The following is a 19,062-nucleotide window of genomic DNA, read 5'->3' as shown; positions in this document are numbered from 1 at the left end:
CCGGGAATCACCATGCTTGGCCACATCGTTTAAGCTGTTCTGACGTTCCAGAGATACTAGATGCGGTGCCGTCCAGCCGGCCGGTGCCAGCTGACGCGATCATGGAACCTGGACAGTTCGTCGTGGGGTGGGTCGTCCTCGGGACGACCCTTCCGCTCGCGGCAATGTGCTGGCTCACCTATCGTCACAGCCACACGCCCGGGTCGCGCGGACTGCGGATCACGCTGGCGGGATTTCTCTGCTGGAACGTCGTCTCCGGGCTACTCATTTTGCGACCCACGACGACCACGTTCAGCGCGCTGTGGGGCGTCCATCTGTTCGCCGCCAATCTCGCGGCGATCGGCTGGGCAGTGATGGTCCTCGAGTACACCCGTCGCCGCCGCCTCGAGATCGGTTACCGGGGCTGGGGGCTACTGTTCGCGATTCCGATCTGTACGCAGTTGCTGTACGCGACCAACACCTGGCATCACCTCGTCGTCCAGCCGACCAGTTCGGTCACCGCTGCGGGAGTCCTCGAGATCGACCACGGCGGCTGGTTCTACGTCCACGCGATCTACAACTACGGTGTGCTCGTCGCCGGGACGGCCATCTTGCTGGTCGGCGACCTCGTCCGCTCTGCAGGTATCCACCGCCGCCAGACGTTCGTCCTCCTCGCCGGGATGGTAATCGCCATCGGGGCGTCCGTCGGTTTCCTCGTTCCGCTCCCGCTCCCGTCGTACGTCGATCCAGCCCCCTTCGGCTTTCTGTTGACCGGCTCGATCTGGACCTACGCGGTGTTTCGCCACCAGCTGTTCAACCTCGTGCCGGTCGCGAGACGGACCGCCGTCGAGACGATCCCCGACGCCATGATCGCCATCGACGTCAACGGCGTCGTCGTCGACTTAAACGGCGCTGCCATGGACCTCTTCGACGCGACGAAGGCCGATATCGGATCCGAAGCCCGGGTGTTCTTCGGGCAGTACCCGTCCCTGCTCGAGCGCTTCAGCCGCGAGCGGGAGTTCGACGCGGAAATCAGCGTCGTCGACGACGGGGTGGTCAGACACTTCTCGGTGACGGTGACGCCGGTCGACTACGGTGGCCCCGGCGTGGGAACGATCGTGATCCTCCGGGACGTCACCTCGCTCAAGAGCCGCCAGCAGGAACTGGCGCTCTTGCAACGACTCTTTTCGCGAGTGCTCCGGCACAATCTCCGGACCGACCTGCAGTACATCCGAGGCTACGCAGAGGAAATCGCCGACGAGGCCGATCGCGAGGACGTCGTTTCGCACGCGGAGACGATCGTCGAGCGAGCCGACGAACTCGAGCGCACGAGCCAGAAGGCCAGACGGATCGAGGGCGTGATCGGCACCGAGGACGAACACACCGTCTTCGACCTCGAATCGCTGCTCGAGCGCTGTGTCGACGACCTCGAGTCGTCGTATCCCGGCGTCGACGTTCGGCTCGCGAACGTCGAGTCGATCTGGGTTCGCGCCCATCCCGAACTGGGGAGTGCGGTCGAGAACCTCCTCGAGAACGCGGCCGTCCACGCAGAGGTAGCCGCTCCTCGCGTCGACGTCTCCGTTGCGACCGCAGGGAGCGACCATGACGCAGCCGTCGGTCGTGACGGTGTGCTCGCGGGACGTGACGGGACGAGCGCCGACCGCGACGGGGCGGACGCCGACGGCGACGACGCGGGGGCCACCCGCGAAGCGATCGAGCTGACGGTCGCCGACGACGGCCCCGGCATTCCGCTCGACGAACTCGAGGCGCTCCGCAGTCGCCGGGAAGCCCCGCTCGAGCACGGCAGCGGTGCGGGCCTGTGGCTCACCGACTGGGTGATCGAGAAGTCAGGCGGCGACCTCTCTTTCGAGGTGACCGACGACGGGACGGTCGCGACCGTTACGCTCCCGGTCGCGACGGACGTGCCGGAGTAACCACACTTACGCGACGTCGCATAGTCCGGTGGGCGCGCTGTCAGGAGTCAGGATACGAAATCTCGAGTTCCGTCCCGTCGTCGGGGATCAGCACCTCGCCGTCGAAGACTTCCCGTGCCTGCTCTACGTGGTCGTCGGTGTAGCCGGCGTACCGCGAGGAGACGTGCATCAGCGCGAGGCGTTTCGCCCCGGCGCGCTGGGCGATTTCGGCGGCCCCGCGGGCGGTCGAGTGGGCCGTCTCCGTCGCGCGTTCGGCACGGTCGTCGGCGAACGTCGCGTCGTGGATCAGCAGGTCCGGCTCGGCTGCGACCTCGATGGTCGAGACGGTCGGTCGTGTGTCGCCCGTGTAGACGACGGTCCGTCCGGGACGGGGCTCGCCGACGACCTGCTCGGGGTCGACGACGGTGCCGTCCTCGAGTTCGACGGACTGGCCCTCGTGGAGTGTCGAGAACTTGGGGCCAACGGGAACGCCCAGTTCTTCGGCGCGTTCGCGGTCGAAGCGGCCCTTGCGGTCGTCTTCGACGAGGGCGTAGCCGACCGAGCGGGTGTCGTGGTCGGTCTCGAAGGCCCGGACCTCGTACTCGTCGGCCCGGTGGGGGACGTCACCGTCGCCGACTTCGGTGACGTGGACCGGGAACGAGGGGCTGTTGTCGAGCGCGGTGACGAGGTCGCGAATGTCCCGGCGCGTGCCGCGTGGCGTGTGGATCGACAGCGGCTCTTCGCGGTCGTTGAAGTCCATCGTCTGGAGGAGGCCGGGAATTCCGAAGACGTGGTCGCCGTGGAGGTGCGTGACGAACAGGTGGGAGATCGAGAACCCGGTCCCAAAGCGCATCATCTGGCGCTGGGTTCCCTCGCCGGCGTCGAACAGCAACTGGTCGCCCTCGCGAGCGACGAAGAGGCTACTCGGGTTCCGTTCGGTCGTCGGCACCGCCCCGGCCGTCCCCAGAAACGTCACGCGCAGTGGCATCGGATTCGTGTTCGACGCCGCGTGGCTAAACCCGCTTCGATCGGGTCGTTCTCGAGCGACCGGTGATCCCGCAGTCGGCGACCGGGGTGAACGATCGTGAACGGTTCGAACCCGATCGGATCGGCGAAACGGTACGCGTGTTTAAGGCCTCCCGCGTTCGTAGTAATCGTATCGCAAGCGACCCCCAGATGAGTACGAGATCGACACTGGCAACGATCAAACGGATCGTCGCGATCGTGCTCGCGATCGCGATCGTGCTCGCGGCAGGCGTGATCGTGGGTCAGGCCCCCGCGATCTTCGGCGTCGAGGAAGCGCCGGAGGCCACCATCACGTTCGAGGATCAGCAGGGTGACGGCGAGCGCGTCGTCGTCGAGGAGGTTACGCTCTCCGACGGCGGCTTCGTCGTCATCGCGGACGACGATGAGACGCTCACCGTCTCCGAGTATCTCGAGGCCGGTACCCACGAGCACGTAGCCGTCGAACGCGACGAGGACGGCCCCGAACTGCTTGGCAGCCTGACCGCGACGGTCCACCAGGACACGACCGACGACGAGACGTACGCTTACGAGGAGACCGACGGCGAGGAGGACCACCCCTACCTCGAGGACGGATTCCCGGTCAGCGACAGCGCTGCCGTGGCTCCCGAAACCGACGACGAGGAGGGACCGTTCACCGACTCGTTCGCGGTCGACTCGCTCAGCGTCCCCGCGACGGCCACGACCGACGATTCGATCAGCGTCGTCGCCGAAATCTCGAACCCGACCGACCTCGATCTCCAGGGCCCCGTCGAGATCCGGGTCGACGGACGGCTGATCGAACAGCAGACCCTCGACCTCGAACCCGGCGAGTCACAGGAGGTCACCGCCGAGGTCGACGCGAGTTCGCTCGAACCCGGCGAGCGGACGCTCGGCGTCTACACCGAGGGCGACGGGTTGCTCGAGACGGTCGACCTCGAGTTCCACACCGATCCGGACGTCAGCGTGGTCGACGCCGACGCAGGTCGCGTCACCGTCGACGCAGCCATCCCGGCGACCGGCTTCGTCGCCATCGAAGACGCCGAGACGAACGCCACGCTCGGGGTCAGCGACGAGCTCGAGGCTGGCGAACACGAAAACGTTTCGATCGGGCTGGCCGACGCCGACCCGGCCGACGACGACGAGTTGCGGGCCGTCCTCTACGAGGGCGATCCGGACGACCCCGACGAGGCGATGCCGATCGAACACGACGACGACGTCGTCGAGACGACGTTCACGATCGAGGCGTTCGCCGACGACGATCCCGACGATGACGATACCGACGACCCCGACCTCGACGACGTGCAGGACGCAGACGACGCCGTCGATCCGGACGAGTAGTCGGGGATTGGGCCGGCCTCGTCGTCGGTAGGACGTGTCGAGTGACGTCCGACGGACTCGAGGTCAGGTCGGCGAGCCCCAGTGGGCAATCGACCGATTCTTACCCGGCGCGTTCGTAGCCCAGAGCGATGGACGCGCCGCTGTGGACCGACACCCACGCCCCGGAGCTGGCCGAGTTGCCACAGGACGACGCCCGCGAGTACCTGCAGCGGGCCGTCGAGGAGCCGATCAACCTCCTCCTGCAGGGGCCGCCGGGAAGTGGCAAGACGGCGGCGGCGCGTGCGCTGGCCCGGGAGGCCCACTCCGACCCCGAGAACGACCTGATCGAGATCAACGTCGCGGACTTCTTCGGACGGACGAAGACCGAAATCAAGAACGACCCGCGGTTCGCCCAGTTTCTCGTCGGGCGTTCCTCGATGTCGAAACGCGACATGATAAACCGCGTGCTCAAGGAATCGGCGAGCTACGCCGCGGTTTCGGGTGAGTACAAGACGATCCTGCTCGACAACGCCGAAGACGTCCGTGAGGACTTCCAGCAGGCGCTCCGCCGGATCATGGAACAGCACCACCGGACGACGCAGTTTATCCTCGCCACCCGCCAGCCCACGAAGCTCATCCCACCGATCCGCTCGCGGTGTTTCCCCGTTTCGTTCCGATCGCCGACGACCGCAGAGACCGTCGCCGTCCTCGAGCGAATCGTCGAGGCCGAGGGCGTCACCTACGACGACGACGGCCTCGAGTTCGTCGCTGGCTACGCCGGCGGCAACCTACGCACGGCGATCCTGGCCGCCCAGACGACCGTCGAGGACGCAGACGAACTCACCATGAGCGCAGCCTACGAGACCATCGGTGAGGTCGGCCTCGACGACGAGATCGAGTCGATGCTCGAGGCCGCCGAGGCAGGCGAGTTCACCGACGCCCGCAAGACTCTCGACGACCTGCTCGTCGACGAGGGACTCGATGGGCAAGAGGTGATCCAGCAGATTCTGGCGATCGCCCGCAAGCGCTATCAGGGCGAGAAACTCGCCCGCCTTCACCGGCTCGCCGCCGACGTCGAGTTCGAGATGCAGGAGGGCTCGAGCGACCGGATCCACGTCTCACACCTCCTGGCAGAGCTGGGGCGGGACGCCTGAGTTCTCGAAAACGGGATCGAGTGTCGCTGCCGTCCGCCGTCGCACCGATCAGTCGAGTCCGTAGTCGTCGAGCGTGTGGTAGTGCTTCCAGGCCGCGACGACCTCGTCGACCTCGAACTCGAGCGTGCCGTCGGCCAGCTCGAGGGTGATGAGCTCGTCGCCGATTTCGGTGTCGTGCAGGTGGAGTTCGATCGGCTCGTCGATCTCGCCCACGTTAATCATGAGTTCGCCGCTCTCCTCGAGTTTCTCGCGCAGTCGTTCCGGGTCCATGACGGTCACTGATAGGGTGGCGATGGGTATAAATCCGGGTCTCTGTTGCCAGCGGCTGGGGAGTGTCCGGTCCAACCGACGGCGGTTTCCCTCACTCGCACACGAGCACGTACCGCGTCAGCGAGCGGTGGACCCGCCGTTCGAACGCGGCCTCGAGGTCCCAACCCACGTCCCGGGCCTCCGTCGCCCACGAGCGGTCGGCGACGACGACGGCTCGCGAGGCGACCCGCCGGGTCTCCGCGAGCGCGCCCGAGACGAGGTCTGCAAGCCGGTGGGTATCGATTTTCGACTGGCGACCGTAGGGGGCGTCGAAGACGACGGCGTCGACCGAATCGGCGGCCAGCGGGAGGCGAGTGGCGTCGCCGCGGCCGACGTGCCACGATCCCCGGGAGACGCCCGTGGGCGAGGGCTCAGTCGGCTCGAGGAAGTGCGCGAGGTTCTCCCGTGCGCCGCGGGCCATCTTCTCCTGAGCGTCCGTGCCGATCACGTCGGCACCGACGAGGCCGGCCTCGACGAGGACGCCGCCGGTGCCACACATCGGGTCCAGAACCGTTCGCCCGGGGTGAGCGCCGGCAACGTTCGCGACCGCGCGGGCGAGCAGCGGGTCCATGCTGCCGGGCTGAAAGAACGGCTTGTCGGTCGGGGCGCGCTCGCCGAAGTCCCGGACGCTCGCGGCCTCGAGCCAGCCGAGTGCACAGACCGAGGTGTGCTCGCCCCGCTGGTCTCCTCCCTCGAGCGGCCTCACGAGGTCGCCCGTGGCCGCGTCGGCTTCGACCGTCCCACCGGGCTCGAGACGGCCCCTCGAAAAGGCCGCTCGCAGGACGTGGTCGGGGTCGTCGAGGTCGACCGAGAAACCGCGGTCGACGAGCACCTGACCGAGCGCGCGCTCTGTCTCGGTGGTGCTCACACCCGTGGACCCGTGGACGTCGACCGCGCGGACGGCGATCGATCCCTCGCGCTCGAGCGGGGCCGTCTCGAGCAGGGTGCGGGCGCTCTCGAGGTCGGCGTCGGTGTGGCCCACGAGGTCGCTCGCGCGGTGGGTGTAGGCCAGTCCCCGAACGCGCCGGGGAACGACAGCGTCGGCGAGAGCGAGTCCGGGTGCGATCCGGCTCACGCCGCTGGCGGCGCTCGCGGCCTCGCAGGCTGCGAACGCGTCGTCCTCGCCGCCGAACTCGAGCAGGTACACGTTCGTTGGTCGCCGGGGCTCGAGTATCAGCCTACCGCTTTTTCACCCAGTGGCTTCCGACTGCGTCTCGAGCAGGTACAGGTGCCACTGCACGTCGGTGCACACCTGATCGGCAGACGTGGCGACGATCAGTGTGTCCCTCGTTGCAGTTGTTGGCAGAGTCGACCCGGCGAAATCCACAAACAGCTTCGTGTGGTACGTCGGCTGGATGGACCGCAGCGTAGGTGAAATCGAGTTCGCACAGCGCCTCGTGCCGGACGTCCTCTACCCGGCCGTCGAGGCGATCACCAGACTCGGCGACGTCTCGGTCCTCGTCGCTGTGACGGTCGTCGTCACCGTCGTGCTCGAGCGTGACCGCGCGCTCGCGTTCTTCGGTATCGTGATCGGCGGGTTCGCCATCCTCGGTGGGCTGAAAGCCGCGCTGGCACTTGGGCGACCCCCGGGCGAGGTTCACCTGATCGAGACTGCGACGACCGGATTTCCGAGCGGGCACGCCCTCGGCGCGGCGGTCGTCTACGGCGGGCTTGCGCTCGCACTCGAGCGTGGCCGACGACTGGCGGTCGCGGTCGTCGCGCCGCTGGTCGTGGCGATTGCCCTCTCCCGGATCGTCCTCGGGGTTCACTACCTCGTCGACGTCGTCGTGGGGCTGGGGGTCGGCGTCGCCTACCTCGCCGCCGTGGATCGGATTCGCCGGTCGGGTCCGGAGCGGACGCTCTGGCTCGCGACGGCGCTCGGACTGGGCGGCGTCTTCGTCGGGATCGTCTTCGGACCGACGCCGCGGACGGCCTGCCTCGGCCCGCTCTGTCTCGACCAGGACACGATCGTTCCGGCCGCCGCGGGGATCGGCGCACTCCTGACCGTGCGTGCGGGATCGAATCCGGTTGCAGACCACCATCTCCGCTGGCTGGTCCTCGTCCCGGTCGCGGTCGTCGGCGGTGGCGTGGTCGTGGTGACGGACTCGGTGCTCCTCTCCAGTGCGATCGTCGCGGGGATCGGCGGGGCCGGGGTGACCGTGCTCGCGGGCCGTGGTGGCGCGCTCTGGGAGTCGTGAGGCGGATTTATACCGCCCGTCGCCGAACGTCAGGCCGATGACCCACGTCCTCGTGGCGATGGACGACTCCGATCCCGCCCGGGCGGCACTTCGCCACGCCTGCGAGCACTACCCGCACGCCGATCTCACGGTCGTTCACGTGAGCGACCCGGTCGACGCGTCGCTGTTCACTCGAGTACCCGACAGGTCCTCGAGCGAGGAGCGTCGCGACTCGAGTCAGTCCGCGGCAGTGTTCGAGGAGGCGCGGGCGATCGCCGCGGGGTACGATCGTGAACTCTCGACGGAACTGTTCGCGGGTGATCCAGCGCGAGCGATCGTCGAGTGCGCAGCCGAAACCGACGTCGATCACGTCGTGATCGGTAACCACGGCCGCACCGGCGTCAGCCGCGTGCTACTCGGGAGCGTCGCCGAGTCCGTCGTCAGGCGCTCGCCGGTGAGCGTAACCGTCGTTCGCGGCTGACTATTGTCCGCTGAACCGCCTACGAACCGGTTCCAGTCCCCGACATTTTGCCGGCCGAAACCTTCACGAGTACCGGACATCTCGGGTGGCGGTACCAACCTTTATAAACCTTAAATACGTCTTTTTAAGCGGTTATGACGGATCCGAAGGACACCATCAATATCGAAAACGTGGTGGCGTCGACCGGCATCGGACAGGAACTCGACCTCCAGAGCGTCGCGATGGACCTCGAGGGGGCCGACTACGACCCCGAACAGTTCCCCGGTCTCGTCTACCGAACACAGAACCCCAAGTCTGCAGCCCTGATCTTCCGCTCGGGAAAGATCGTCTGCACCGGGGCGAAGAGCACCGACGACGTCCACGAGAGCCTGCGGATCGTCTTCGACAAGCTTCGTGAACTCCAGATTCAGGTCAACGAAGACCCGGAGATCGTCGTCCAGAACATCGTCACGAGCGCGGACCTCGGGCGCAACCTCAACCTGAACGCGATCGCGATCGGGCTTGGCCTGGAGAACATCGAGTACGAACCCGAGCAGTTCCCCGGACTGGTCTACCGCCTCGACGAACCCGAGGTCGTCGCCCTCCTGTTTGGCTCCGGTAAGCTCGTTATCACGGGCGGCAAGAAGCCCGAAGACGCCGAACACGCCGTCGACAAGATCGTCTCCCGTCTCGAGGACCTCGGCCTGCTCGAGTAGGTCGACCCACCCGAGTTCTACCGCTGGCGATCTTCGTTTTCTCGTTTCACGTCCGTCTCTCGAGTCTCCGTTCGAGCCTGCCGGCCAGCCGTTGACGGGCCTGCGTCCCGAAGGCGGGGGCTATGGACCCGCTGTACCTCGTCGCCGGGGCCCTCGTTCTCGCACTCGTCGTCCTCGACGTCCTCTGGACGACGCTGTGGGTCGACGGCGGCTCCGGCCCGCTCTCGAGTCGACTGACCACTGGCATCTGGCAGGGCCTGCGAATCGCCTCGGGCGACCGATCGCGGGCGCTGTCGCTGGCCGGCCCGCTCATCCTCGCGGCGACGCTCGTCGTCTGGATCGGCCTGCTCTGGCTCGGCTGGACGCTCCTGTTTGCGGGCGGTCAGCCCGCCCTCGTCAGCACCCATACCGGCGAGCCAGCCGACTGGACGGGCCGACTCTACTACGTCGCCTACACGATGTTCACCAACGGCAACGGCGACTACACGCCCACCACCGGCAGCTGGGAGATCGCCAGTGCGCTGACCACCGCCTCGGGCATGGCCTTCGTCACCCTCGCGGTCTCGTACGTCCTCTCGGTCCTCGGGGCCGTCTCCGAGAAGCGGTCGTTCGCCAGCGACGTCACCGGCCTCGGTGAGTCTCCCGAGGCGTTCGTCCGTTCGAGCCTGAGCGAGGAGGGTTTTCGCGGCCTCGAGTTACCCCTCGAGTCGATGGCCGACCAGCTCTCGCTGCTGGCAGACCAGCACGAGTCGTACCCGATCCTCCACTACTACCACAGCGAGGACCGCGACCGCGCCTCGGCCGTCGGCGTCGCGATCCTCGACGAGTCGCTGTCGGTCTACCGCCACGGCGTCGTCGCGGACCCGCCCAACGAGACGCTGGTCACCGACGCCCGCGCGAGCGTCGACAGCTACCTCGAGACCCTCGAGACGGCGTTCGTCGACCCCGCGGAGGAGGTGCCGCCGCCTCCCGCCCCAGCGCTCGAGACGCTCCGGGAGGCCGACGTCTCGACGGTCGAGGACGAGTCGTTCGAGGAATCCATCGCCGAGAGTGCCGACCGTCGGCGGAAACTACTGGGGATGGTCCGGGCGGACGCCCGGGAGTGGTCGACCGATGGGAGCGGACTCGAGGGCGACGACGCCGCGTGAGCCACGCGGGACCGGTCGCTGCCGCTGCGATCGGTGACCGGCAGCGGGGGGCGAGCACGCTCAGGGACAGCCGTCACGGCGCTCGAGGCACTCGCTTCGGTATGGATCGGAACGTCGGCGGTCTGGATCGGCTGGGGCGCGTGGTGCTCGCGCTCGCACTGCTCGTGTTCGGCTACCGAACCGTGAGCGAACGGCCGGGACGCTCGCGTTCGTCGCCGGGAGTGATCTTCTGGCGACCGCCGTCATCCAGCGGTGTCCGGTAAATGCCGTGCTCGGTATCGACACCTGCCCCGGTTGCGGGTAGATCGGCGGTGTGCCAATCCGGTCGCCTCACTCGTCGGGCTCGTAGACGGCGGCGTCGCCCTCGGCCGGCGGGGCACCGATGGCGATCACCTCGACGGTCTCGTCCGCGTCGTCGGGGTTGTACGCCCGGTGGGGCGCAGTCGGCTGTGCCGCGAAGATCGACCCCTCGTGGACGGTGCGCTCGCCCTCGGGCGTCTCGACGTGGAGCGTCCCCGCGGTGACGACGAACGCCTCCTCCTGAGTTTCGTGGTAGTGATACGCCAGTGGCACCTGCTGGCCGGGTTCGGCGCGGAACCGGTTGACAGCGACGTGCTCGAGTCCGGCCGGCTCGCTCAGCCGGCGCATATCGCAGGGGCGGTCGTCCTCGGGCTCGAGGTCGTCCGGGTCGACGACGGCGTAGTTGTCGGTCATGGGGAGTGGTACCAGACGGCGAACGAAAAACGCTCCGACATCGACACGGTCCAGATTGACTGCTGACTGCCGATCCAGTTCTCTGAATCGAAATCGTATCAACTCGATATCTTTTTTGCCCCCCACGAGAGTGGGTCCCGGTATCATGGACGACGACCTCGCGTCGGAAGTCCGTCGCCTCCGGTCGGATCTCGAGTCGCTACATCGTCGCGTCGAGACACTCGAGGCGGCCCTCGACGACGAGGAGCGGCCGGCTGAGGACACCCTCCGGGAGTCGGTTGCCGACGAGTCGGGGGCTGTCGACTCGACAGCCGAGTCGGCGAGTGAGCCAGCGATCGACTCGACGGCCGAGTCGGTGGTCGGAGAAACGGTTCTCGACGGCGAGTCCTCCGAACCGACGGCGACCGACGGCCAGGCCACGGAACGAGGGCGGGATATCGAGCGCGACGTCGGAATCAGGTGGCTCGGACTGGTCGGGGGTCTCGCGCTGGTCGTCGGCGTCATCTTCTTCGTCCAGCTGGCGATCGAAGCCGGCTGGCTCGGACCGCTCGGACGCGTCCTGCTAGGAACGGCGGGCGGTCTCCTGCTCGCTGGCGTCGGTCGGTTCGTCACGACCCGTCAGGGATACGTTCGGTGGGGCCACATCGCGACCGGCGTCGGGCTCGCGATCGCCTACTTCAGCATCTACGCCGCCTACGGCTTCGACGCTTACCGGGTGGCGCTCGGGACGCCCCTGTGGCTCGTTCTCCTCGCGCTGACGGCACTGGTCGTCGGCGCCGTGGGGCTGTCCATTCGGGCCAGCGCACCCGTCGTCGGGGGCGAGGCGTTCCTCTTCGGGTACGTGACGGCCTGGCTCAGCATCGACGCCGGCTCGTTCGTCCTCACGCCCGCGTACGTCCTCGCTCTCGCGGCGGGACTCGTCGCCGTCAGCACCGTTCGCCCGTGGCGTCGACACCTCGTGGCCAGCGTCCCGCTCACCTACGGCCTCGTCTGGGTCTGGTTCGTCGACCTCGAGCCGGGGGCACTCGCCCTCGCGGCCGTCACGCTCGTCGCCTTCGCACTCTCCCTCGCGGGAGCGTCCGTCCTCCACCGCGACCCACCGGAATCCCGACTGGCCACCGTCGAAAACCGGGCGCTGACGCTTCTCTCTGCGCTCCCGGCCGCGGCCCTGCTCGAGTTTGCGCGCTGGGAGTGGGCACCCGACGCGCCGCTCGAGGGGGCCCCGACGGCCGTCGTCGCGATCGCGCTCGCTGGCCTGTACGTGTGGACCGACGCCGGCTCGAGTCGGCGAGACCAGATGGCCGGTGGACTGGCGGTCGTCCTGTTCGGCGCGAGTGCCGTCCTCGCGGGCGGTGTCTTCGCCTCGACCGTGGGACTGGTCGCGGTCGTCTGCGGTGCAGTCGCCGTCGCCTCCCGGTTCGACGCCGTCGCGGTTCGACACGGTGCCCACGTCGTCGCCGCCGCTCTCGCGTTCAAACTCGTCGCCGTCGACGCGACTCAGTTGCCGGCGCTCGAGGCGGACCCCCAGACGATCGCCACCGGCCGGGCTGGCGCGTTTCTGATCGTCATCGCGGCCAGCTACGGGCTCGCGTGGTGGTTCAGTCGAACCGAGGTGGAAATCTTCAGCGGTTCCAGTCGCACCCCGCTGGCGGTGCCCTACGCGTGGCTCGCCACCGGACTGGTCGTCGTCTTCCTCGGGCTCGAACTCTCCGGCGCAGGAATCTCGGTCGCCTGGGCGGCGTTCGGGCTCGTGCTCGTCACGACGGGGCTCACGGCCGACGTTCGCGGGCTCAGAATGCAGGGCGTCGCTGTCTTCGCGCTCGCGACCGCGAAGGTGTTTCTCTTCGATACGCAGGATCTCGATCTGATGGCACGAACGCTCGCGTTTCTCGCTCTCGGAGCGATCTTGCTGGTCGCTTCCTACGCCTACGCGCGGTGGCAGGGGCAGGACCCGCTCGAGCGGTTCGTCGCCGAGTAATTTCCACCGTCGGATCAGGTCGTGCGGAAGGCGCGGTCGCCGGCGTCGCCGAGGCCGGGGACGATGAACCCGTCGTCGTCGAGTCGGTCGTCGATCGAGACCGTGAGCAGGTCGGCCTCGTCGAACGCCTCGTCGACCCGGAGCAGTCCCTCGGGTGCGGAGACGGCCGAGAGGACGATCAGGTTCTCCGGTTCGGGGGCGTTCTCGGTGACGTGCTCTAAGACGGTACACATCGTCGAGCCAGTCGCGAGCATCGGGTCGGCGACGATCACCGTGTCTTCCTCGTGGATTTCGGGCAGTTTCACGTAGTCGATCGTGATGGGGAACGAGCCGTTCTCGTCACGGCCGGCCTCCTCGTCGCGGCTGGCGCTGATGACGCCCTGACGGGCGCGTGGGAACGCCTTCAACAGCCCCTCGACGAACGGGGTCGCCGCGCGCAAGACGTTGATGATGACGACGTCGTCGAGTCCGCGGACGCGCTCGCCCATCGTGGGCTCGAGTGGCGTCTCGATCTCGACGTACTCGGTCTCCATGCGGCCGTCGATGATCTCGTAGCCACAGATCCGCCCGAGTTTCACGAGGCCTTTCCGGAAGCTGACCTGCTCGGTCTCGACGTCTCGCAACCGCGAGAGAGTGTCTCTGGCCAGTGCGTGAGTGACGAGGTACGCATCGTCCCGGTCTTCGATCGGCATACTCGAGTAGCGACTCGCCGGACAGTTTACCGTATCGGTCCCGTCGTCGAGGGTCAGTTCGAGCCGGAGTCCCGGGGCGGCGATCGGCTCGAGTCGACGCCGTCTCCGACTCAGCGTGCGGCCTCGAGTTCCTCGAGCGCGCCGGGATTCTCGATGCTGCTCATGTCCCCGAGGTCTTCGCCGGTATACGTCGCCTCGATGGCCCGGCGGATGATCTTGCCCGACTGGGTCTTGGGGAACTCGTCGACGAACAGGATTTCGCGGGGGCGGAACGGCTTTCCTAGCTCGTCGCCGACCTGCTCTCGCAGTTCCGCGCGGAGGTCGTCGGTTTCGTCGTGGCCAGGCTCGAGGACGACGTAGGCGACGACGGCCGTGCCGGTGGTGTCGTCGGGCGCACCGACGGCGGCGGCCTGCGTCACTGCGGGGTGGTCGATGAGCGCACCCTCGACCTCGGCGGGACCGACCTTGCGGCCGGCGACGTTCAGGGCGTCGTCGGCCCGACCGTGGAGGAACCAGAAGCCGTCCTCGTCTTGCTGGGCCCAGTCGCCATGGTCCCACATGTCCTCGAAGGTCGACCAGTACTCCTCGAGGTAGCGCTCGTCGCCGCTCCAGAGCGATTTGGTCATCGAGGGACAGGAGTCGCGCGCGACCAGGAAGCCGCGCTCGTGGTCGTCTTTGACGGAATTTCCGTCGTGATCGACGATGTCGATGTTCATCCCGAGCCCGGGTCCGCCGAGGGTACAGGGCTTGAGCGACTGGATCGGCATCGGCATGAGGAAGCAGCCACAGATCTCGGTGCCGCCGGAGATGTTGATGATCGGACACTCGCCGCCGCCGACGTGCTCGTAGAACCACTGCCAGGATTCGGGGTCCCAGGGTTCGCCCGTCGAACCGAGGATTCGCAGCGAGGAGAGATCGTGGCCCTCGAGCCACTGGTCGCCGTGCTCACGAAGGGCTCGAATTGCCGTGGGCGAGATGCCGAACTGCGTCAGCCTGTGACGATCGATCATCTCCCAGAACCGATCGGGCTGTGGGTGATCGGGTGCGCCTTCGTACATGAAGACCGTGCCGCCGAAGGTGTGGGTCCCGATCAGGGTCCAGGGGCCCATCATCCAGCCGATATCGGAAACCCAGCAGAACCGATCCGAGGGTTTGAGGTCGAATCCGAAGTACAGTTCCTTGGCACACTGGACCTGGACGCCGGCGTGGGTGTGGACGATCCCTTTCGGTTTGCCGGTCGTTCCGGAGGAATAGAGGAGCATCGACTCCTGGCTCGAGTCGAGCGATTTGGTCTCGTAGTCATCGTCAGCGCTCTCGACGGCGTCGGCCCACCACTCGTCGCGGTCGTCGATCCAGGGAATCTCGTGTTCGCTTTTCCGGTTGCTCGATCCTAACCGGTCGAAAACGATCGTGTGCTCGACGTGCCCTGCCTCCTCGATGGCGTCGTCGCCGGCGGATTTGAGGAAGACCGGATCACCCCGTCGCAGGAAGCCGTCGCCGGTAAAGAGCACCGAACACTCGGCGTCGGCAATGCGGGTTGCGGCAGCGTCGACGCCGAACCCCGAGAAGATCGGGACGGCGATCGCACCGACCTTGAAACAGCCGTAGAGAATCGAGACGACCTCGGGGACCATCGGCATGTAGAGCCCGACGGTGTCGCCGGTCTCGATGCCTCGCTGCTCGAGCGCGTTAGCTACCTGATTGGCCTGCCGATGCAGTTCGTGGTAGGTAAGTTCGCGCACCTCGCCGTCTTCGCCCTCCCAGATGGTGGCGACTGTGTTCCGGCGTTCGGACTCGAGGGCGGCGTGACGGTCGACGAGGTTGTGCGCGAGGTTGAGCTTGCCGCCGGGGTACCAGTCCGTAAACTGGGGTCCCTCACTGTCGTCTCGCACGTCGTCGTACTCTTCGTAAAACTCGAGGCCGAGGTAGTCGACCACTTCGTCCCAGAACCAGTCGACACCTGACGCTTCGACGCCCTCCACGTCGGTCGTGGTGCGCTCGATCAACGCGTCGTAGTCGTCGATGTCGTGGGTCGCCATGAAGTCGGCGACGTTCGTCGAGTCGACGAACGCCTCGCTCGGTTCGTGGACGATCTCGTCGACGCCCTCGAGCGTGGGATTCTCAGTCATGGTTTCACTCTCACTCGTACGTTTGGGTCATACCGCCATCAAACAGCAGGTCGCCACCGTCGAGGTGCCGACCCAGGTCGGAAAAGCCGAGCAGGAAGAGGTTCGCCACGTCGATCGGTTCCATCATCTCGGTCACCCGTGACTGGCCGAGCATGACGTCCTCGATCACTTCCTGGACGGAGATGCCGCGTTGTTCGGCGGTGTCCTCGAGCTGGTCCAGCACGAGCGGTGTCTTCACGTAGCCGGTGCTGATCGAGAACGCGCGGATCAGCCCGTCGCCCTCGGCGGCGATCGACTGGGTCAGCCCCCGCAGACCGAATTTCGAGACGTTGTAGGCGACCTTGTCGCTCGTAACGTAGTGGCCGTGGACCGAGGCCATGTTGCCGACGCAGCCCTGCCCGTCGTCGGTCTCCCGGAAGTGGGGAATGCACAGCTTCGAGAGGTACAGTGGAGCCCGGAGCATCACCCGGTGCATCCGGTCGTAGGTGTCCATCGGGAACTCCTCGATCGGAGCGATGTGTTGCATCCCGGCGACGTTCGCGAGGTATCGGATCGTACCCAGGCCGGCCGCCTGCTCGACGACCGCCTCGAGGTCCGAATCGTCCGTCAGGTCGCCGGGAAGCGAGTGAATCTCGCCCTCGAGGTCGAGGTCGTCGCCCCGCTCGACCGTGCCCTCGAGACCGTCCTCGTCGATATCCGTCGCGGCGACCGTGAGGCCGTTCCCGGCTGCGGCGAGTGCTGTTGCGCGGCCGATTCCCGATCCTGCGCCGGTCACGAGGCAGACGTGTTCCGGCGTGAACGCGTCGTCGTCGAACTGGTGGATCGATTCACGTGAGACTGTCGGCGGCGTGACCTGGTCCTGAGACATCGTCGACACACGAAATACGTTCACGCGTGACGCGCTAAAACTCGGCCGTTAACATGTACAACCACGCCTCACCGGGTAGTCTGGCCACGCGTTGGGGCCCCACGTCGTCGGCTCGAGCGCGGCCGTCGGCCCCGGATGGTTCGATGCCGCCCGGACCAACATGATTAATTGGATTAATATTAAGTCATTGCATGTCATTTCTTACCACTGATGATCGACCTCGACATCGACATGCGACAGTACGACTGTCCGTTCATCGACACGACGGACGACGTCGACGTCGCGTTTTCGGCGGTCCAGTGGCAACTGGACACGAGCGACGAGCAACTCGAGACGCGACTCATCGCGAAAGGGGTCGACAGGGGGGCACTCGAGGAGGGGTTGCGCGTGCTTCGGAACCACCCGAACATGAACGACTGCTACATCCTCTCGAAGCGCGAGAACGTCGCCCAGATCGGGACCACGATCGAACAGACGAACGCGATGGAGACGATTCAGCAAAACGACGGCTATATCACCGGCCCCTTCCAGATCGAAGACGGCCGCGAGCAGTGGCACGTCGGTTTCGACGACGACGAGGCCGAAGACCGCGCGCTCGCGGAACTCGAGCGCCACAACGACTACCAGGTCGAGAACCGCGATCACTTCGGTGCGACGACACTGTTCGACCTCCTCGAGAACGCAGACAGCGCGATGCAGTTGCTCGAAGGCTGTCGGTCCCTGACCGAGACCGAACGGGAGACCTTCGAGGTTGCGTCCCGCCGTGGGTACTACGAGACGCCCCGGGCGACGACCCTCGACGACCTCGCCGACCACTTCGACGTCTCGAAGACGGCCGTCTCGATGAACCTTCGACGGAGCGAGCGCAAGATCCTCAAGGGTGCGCTGTCGGCACTGAACGAACTGGACGACGAGTTAACGTAAGCAACCAATCGCGTCGTCGACACCTGGTTTTCGACGGGCGGATCGCCGAGAACGTGCCAGCGAGCGGTAGTCGACTACTCGCCGCCGCCCTGCATGAGCAGCTGGATCTCTTCGTCCTCGGCGAGCACCTCGGGATCGCCGCTGTCGACGATCTCGCCGCGTTCGATCACGTACATCCGGTCGACGATCTCGGGAACGTGACTCGCGTTCGACTCGGCGATCAGCACCGAGATGTCACGGTCGATGATCTCGTGGATGTACGATTTCACGTTCTCGACGACGACCGGGGCGAGTCCCTCGAGCGGTTCGTCGAGGATGAGGAGGTCGGGCCGGAGCGCGAGCGCGCGGCCGATGGCGGTCATCTTCCCCTGTCCGCCGCTCAAGTTCTGTACTTCGGCATCGCGGCGGTGATCGAGTTCCCCGAAGAGGTCGAAGATGTCCTCGACGACGGCGTCCTCGTCGTCGATGCTGCGAGCGTCGCCGGAGGTCCAGATGGGCAGCCGGAAGTTCTCCTCGACGGTCATACCCGTAAAGAGGTCCCGGCCCTCGGGCTGGTAGCCGATGCCGCGTTTGGGGATCACCTCCGGCCGAAGGTCGAGCAACTCCTCGCCGTCGAACCGGATCGAGCCGTTCGAGACGGGCGTCAATCCCATGATCGAACGGAACGTCGACGTCTTGCCCGCGCCGTTACGACCGACGAGGGCGACGGCCTCGCCCTCGTGGACCTCGAGATCGACTCCGTGCGTGACCTCGAAGCCCTCGACCTCGGCGTACAGGTCCGTCACCTCGAGCAGCGGAGCGCTCATTCGGTCACCCCCAGCAGGACGCGGCGAAGTTCGTCGTCGGTCTCGAGCAGGGTCGGTTCACCCTCGCGGAAGACGCGCCCCTCGACGAGCACCACCAGCCGATCGGCGTACGCTTTCACGAGGTCCATGTCGTGTTCGATCGTCACGGTCGTCACGTCCCGTGCCTCGCTGGCCTCGACGATCGTCTCGATGACGTACTCTTTCTCGCGGGTCGCCACCCCCGAGGTCGGCTCGTCGAGCAACAGGTACTCCGGATCGAGGCCGAACGACATCGCCACGTCCAGCAGCTTCCGGTCGCCGTGTGGCAGCGTCTCGGCCACCTCGTGCTGGGTCTCTTCGAGTCGGAATTGCGCGAGCAAGTCGTCGACCGTGGCTTCGACGTCCTCGTGTTGATCGTCGCGAGAGCGAACGTTCAGCAACCTGTCGTACCGTGAGAGGACGGCGACGCGGACGTTCTCTCGAACCGTCATCTCCTCGAAGACGTGGACGATCTGGAAGCTCCTGACGAGCCCCTCGTTGACCCGCCGTTCGGGGTCGACGTTGGTGATATCCCGTTCGACGGTCGTTCCGTCACCGTTCGCTTCGTGAACGACGACCGATCCCTGATCGGGCTCGAGCAACCCCGTGAGGAGGTTGACGAGCGTGGTCTTGCCAGCCCCGTTCGGGCCGACGATGAACACCATCTCGCCCGGCGTCGTCCCGAACTGGAGGGAGACGTCGTCGGTCGCGCGCAGTTCTCCGAACTCCTTTCGCAGGTTTCGTGCTTCGAGCAT

General features: G+C 66.6%; 18 protein-coding genes and 1 pseudogene. 10 read left to right on the top strand and 9 right to left on the bottom strand.

The window, feature by feature from the left end; translation table 11 throughout:
* Positions 1-101 precede the first annotated feature (101 nt).
* Positions 102-1,913, top strand: coding sequence for a histidine kinase N-terminal 7TM domain-containing protein (locus tag B1756_RS06725; protein ID WP_086887846.1), 1,812 nt, complete (start codon positions 102-104; stop codon positions 1,911-1,913).
* Positions 1,914-1,953: 40 nt separating this feature from the next.
* On the opposite strand, the gene rnz is transcribed toward B1756_RS06725, so the two are convergent.
* Positions 1,954-2,880: a ribonuclease Z gene (gene rnz / locus B1756_RS06720; RefSeq protein WP_086887845.1), complete on the bottom strand. Its 927-nt coding sequence runs from the start codon at positions 2,878-2,880 to the stop codon at positions 1,954-1,956.
* Positions 2,881-3,068: 188 nt separating this feature from the next.
* Here rnz and B1756_RS06715 point away from each other — a divergent pair, with 188 nt between their 5' ends.
* Both B1756_RS06715 and B1756_RS06710 read left to right on the top strand, forming a co-directional pair.
* Positions 3,069-4,235, top strand: coding sequence for a DUF7282 domain-containing protein (locus B1756_RS06715; RefSeq protein ID WP_086890075.1), 1,167 nt, complete (start codon positions 3,069-3,071; stop codon positions 4,233-4,235).
* Between the two features lie 128 nt (positions 4,236-4,363).
* Positions 4,364-5,368 carry an AAA family ATPase gene (locus B1756_RS06710; protein ID WP_086887844.1) on the top strand — a complete coding sequence of 335 codons (1,005 nt, stop codon included), beginning with the start codon at positions 4,364-4,366 and terminating at the stop codon, positions 5,366-5,368.
* Between the two features lie 48 nt (positions 5,369-5,416).
* Here the strand turns inward: B1756_RS06710 and B1756_RS06705 are convergent, their stop codons facing one another.
* Both B1756_RS06705 and B1756_RS06700 read right to left on the bottom strand, forming a co-directional pair.
* Positions 5,417-5,638, bottom strand: coding sequence for a hypothetical protein (locus B1756_RS06705; protein ID WP_086887843.1), 222 nt, complete (start codon positions 5,636-5,638; stop codon positions 5,417-5,419).
* Positions 5,639-5,729: 91 nt separating this feature from the next.
* Complete coding sequence (locus B1756_RS06700; protein ID WP_086887842.1) at positions 5,730-6,824, bottom strand: methyltransferase domain-containing protein; 1,095 nt, start codon at positions 6,822-6,824, stop codon at positions 5,730-5,732.
* 208 nt (positions 6,825-7,032) lie between these two features.
* On the opposite strand from B1756_RS06700, the gene B1756_RS06695 reads away from it, so the two are divergent.
* From B1756_RS06695 to B1756_RS06675, 5 genes and pseudogenes are all read left to right on the top strand, one after another.
* Positions 7,033-7,875: a phosphatase PAP2 family protein gene (locus B1756_RS06695; protein WP_152031267.1), complete on the top strand. Its 843-nt coding sequence runs from the start codon at positions 7,033-7,035 to the stop codon at positions 7,873-7,875.
* 37 nt (positions 7,876-7,912) lie between these two features.
* On the top strand, positions 7,913-8,335 hold the full coding sequence (locus B1756_RS06690) for a universal stress protein (protein WP_086887840.1): 423 nt from the start codon (positions 7,913-7,915) through the stop codon (positions 8,333-8,335).
* A 134-nt stretch (positions 8,336-8,469) separates the two neighbouring features.
* Positions 8,470-9,030: a TATA-box-binding protein gene (locus tag B1756_RS06685; RefSeq protein WP_006671604.1), complete on the top strand. Its 561-nt coding sequence runs from the start codon at positions 8,470-8,472 to the stop codon at positions 9,028-9,030.
* A 122-nt stretch (positions 9,031-9,152) separates the two neighbouring features.
* Complete coding sequence (locus B1756_RS06680; protein ID WP_086887839.1) at positions 9,153-10,178, top strand: potassium channel family protein; 1,026 nt, start codon at positions 9,153-9,155, stop codon at positions 10,176-10,178.
* A 101-nt stretch (positions 10,179-10,279) separates the two neighbouring features.
* A pseudogene (locus tag B1756_RS06675) lies at positions 10,280-10,482 on the top strand (YgaP family membrane protein).
* A gap of 26 nt (positions 10,483-10,508) precedes the next feature.
* On the opposite strand, the gene B1756_RS06670 reads toward B1756_RS06675, so the two are convergent.
* Entirely contained in the window at positions 10,509-10,892 is a 384-nt protein-coding gene (locus tag B1756_RS06670; RefSeq protein ID WP_086887838.1) for a cupin domain-containing protein, read from the bottom strand.
* A gap of 145 nt (positions 10,893-11,037) precedes the next feature.
* Between B1756_RS06670 and B1756_RS06665 the strand changes: the two genes are divergently transcribed.
* Positions 11,038-12,870, top strand: a complete 1,833-nt coding sequence (locus tag B1756_RS06665; protein ID WP_086887837.1) for a DUF2339 domain-containing protein — start codon at positions 11,038-11,040, stop codon at positions 12,868-12,870.
* A gap of 14 nt (positions 12,871-12,884) precedes the next feature.
* On the opposite strand, the gene upp is transcribed toward B1756_RS06665, so the two are convergent.
* From upp to B1756_RS06650, 3 genes are all read right to left on the bottom strand, one after another.
* Entirely contained in the window at positions 12,885-13,562 is a 678-nt protein-coding gene (gene upp, locus B1756_RS06660; RefSeq protein WP_086887836.1) for a uracil phosphoribosyltransferase, read from the bottom strand.
* A 110-nt stretch (positions 13,563-13,672) separates the two neighbouring features.
* Positions 13,673-15,691 (bottom strand): AMP-binding protein, encoded by a 2,019-nt coding sequence (locus B1756_RS06655; RefSeq protein WP_086887835.1) that lies wholly within the window; start codon positions 15,689-15,691, stop codon positions 13,673-13,675.
* A gap of 10 nt (positions 15,692-15,701) precedes the next feature.
* The gene (locus tag B1756_RS06650; RefSeq protein WP_086887834.1) at positions 15,702-16,559 is read right to left on the bottom strand and encodes an SDR family NAD(P)-dependent oxidoreductase; all 858 of its coding nucleotides are present in this window, start codon (positions 16,557-16,559) and stop codon (positions 15,702-15,704) included.
* A 210-nt stretch (positions 16,560-16,769) separates the two neighbouring features.
* Between B1756_RS06650 and B1756_RS06645 the strand changes: the two genes are divergently transcribed.
* Complete coding sequence (locus B1756_RS06645; protein WP_086887833.1) at positions 16,770-17,483, top strand: helix-turn-helix domain-containing protein; 714 nt, start codon at positions 16,770-16,772, stop codon at positions 17,481-17,483.
* 74 nt (positions 17,484-17,557) lie between these two features.
* Here B1756_RS06645 and B1756_RS06640 read toward each other — a convergent pair whose 3' ends face one another.
* Positions 17,558-18,289: an ABC transporter ATP-binding protein gene (locus tag B1756_RS06640; protein WP_086887832.1), complete on the bottom strand. Its 732-nt coding sequence runs from the start codon at positions 18,287-18,289 to the stop codon at positions 17,558-17,560.
* Complete coding sequence (locus B1756_RS06635; protein ID WP_086887831.1) at positions 18,286-19,062, bottom strand: ABC transporter ATP-binding protein; 777 nt, start codon at positions 19,060-19,062, stop codon at positions 18,286-18,288. Before B1756_RS06635 ends, B1756_RS06640 begins: the two co-directional genes overlap by 4 nt.

Source organism: Natrarchaeobaculum aegyptiacum, from assembly GCF_002156705.1.
GTDB lineage: Archaea > Halobacteriota > Halobacteria > Halobacteriales > Natrialbaceae > Natrarchaeobaculum > Natrarchaeobaculum aegyptiacum.
The sequence above is the reverse complement of the archived record's forward strand: the minus strand, read 5'-3'. Positions and strand labels throughout refer to the sequence as shown.

Excerpts from the sequence above, each read along its gene's own strand:
- B1756_RS06725 (WP_086887846.1), top strand. The coding sequence starts at position 102 with ATGGAACCTGGACAGTTCGTCGTGGGGTGGGTCGTCCTCGGGACGACC.
- rnz (WP_086887845.1), bottom strand. The coding sequence starts at position 2,880 with ATGCCACTGCGCGTGACGTTTCTGGGGACGGCCGGGGCGGTGCCGACG.
- B1756_RS06715 (WP_086890075.1), top strand. The coding sequence starts at position 3,069 with ATGAGTACGAGATCGACACTGGCAACGATCAAACGGATCGTCGCGATC.
- B1756_RS06710 (WP_086887844.1), top strand. The coding sequence starts at position 4,364 with ATGGACGCGCCGCTGTGGACCGACACCCACGCCCCGGAGCTGGCCGAG.
- B1756_RS06705 (WP_086887843.1), bottom strand. The coding sequence starts at position 5,638 with ATGGACCCGGAACGACTGCGCGAGAAACTCGAGGAGAGCGGCGAACTC.
- B1756_RS06695 (WP_152031267.1), top strand. The coding sequence starts at position 7,033 with ATGGACCGCAGCGTAGGTGAAATCGAGTTCGCACAGCGCCTCGTGCCG.
- B1756_RS06690 (WP_086887840.1), top strand. The coding sequence starts at position 7,913 with ATGACCCACGTCCTCGTGGCGATGGACGACTCCGATCCCGCCCGGGCG.
- B1756_RS06685 (WP_006671604.1), top strand. The coding sequence starts at position 8,470 with ATGACGGATCCGAAGGACACCATCAATATCGAAAACGTGGTGGCGTCG.
- B1756_RS06680 (WP_086887839.1), top strand. The coding sequence starts at position 9,153 with ATGGACCCGCTGTACCTCGTCGCCGGGGCCCTCGTTCTCGCACTCGTC.
- B1756_RS06670 (WP_086887838.1), bottom strand. The coding sequence starts at position 10,892 with ATGACCGACAACTACGCCGTCGTCGACCCGGACGACCTCGAGCCCGAG.
- B1756_RS06665 (WP_086887837.1), top strand. The coding sequence starts at position 11,038 with ATGGACGACGACCTCGCGTCGGAAGTCCGTCGCCTCCGGTCGGATCTC.
- upp (WP_086887836.1), bottom strand. The coding sequence starts at position 13,562 with ATGCCGATCGAAGACCGGGACGATGCGTACCTCGTCACTCACGCACTG.
- B1756_RS06655 (WP_086887835.1), bottom strand. The coding sequence starts at position 15,691 with ATGACTGAGAATCCCACGCTCGAGGGCGTCGACGAGATCGTCCACGAA.
- B1756_RS06650 (WP_086887834.1), bottom strand. The coding sequence starts at position 16,559 with ATGTCTCAGGACCAGGTCACGCCGCCGACAGTCTCACGTGAATCGATC.
- B1756_RS06645 (WP_086887833.1), top strand. The coding sequence starts at position 16,770 with ATGATCGACCTCGACATCGACATGCGACAGTACGACTGTCCGTTCATC.
- B1756_RS06640 (WP_086887832.1), bottom strand. The coding sequence starts at position 18,289 with ATGAGCGCTCCGCTGCTCGAGGTGACGGACCTGTACGCCGAGGTCGAG.
- B1756_RS06635 (WP_086887831.1), bottom strand. The coding sequence starts at position 19,062 with ATGCTCGAAGCACGAAACCTGCGAAAGGAGTTCGGAGAACTGCGCGCG.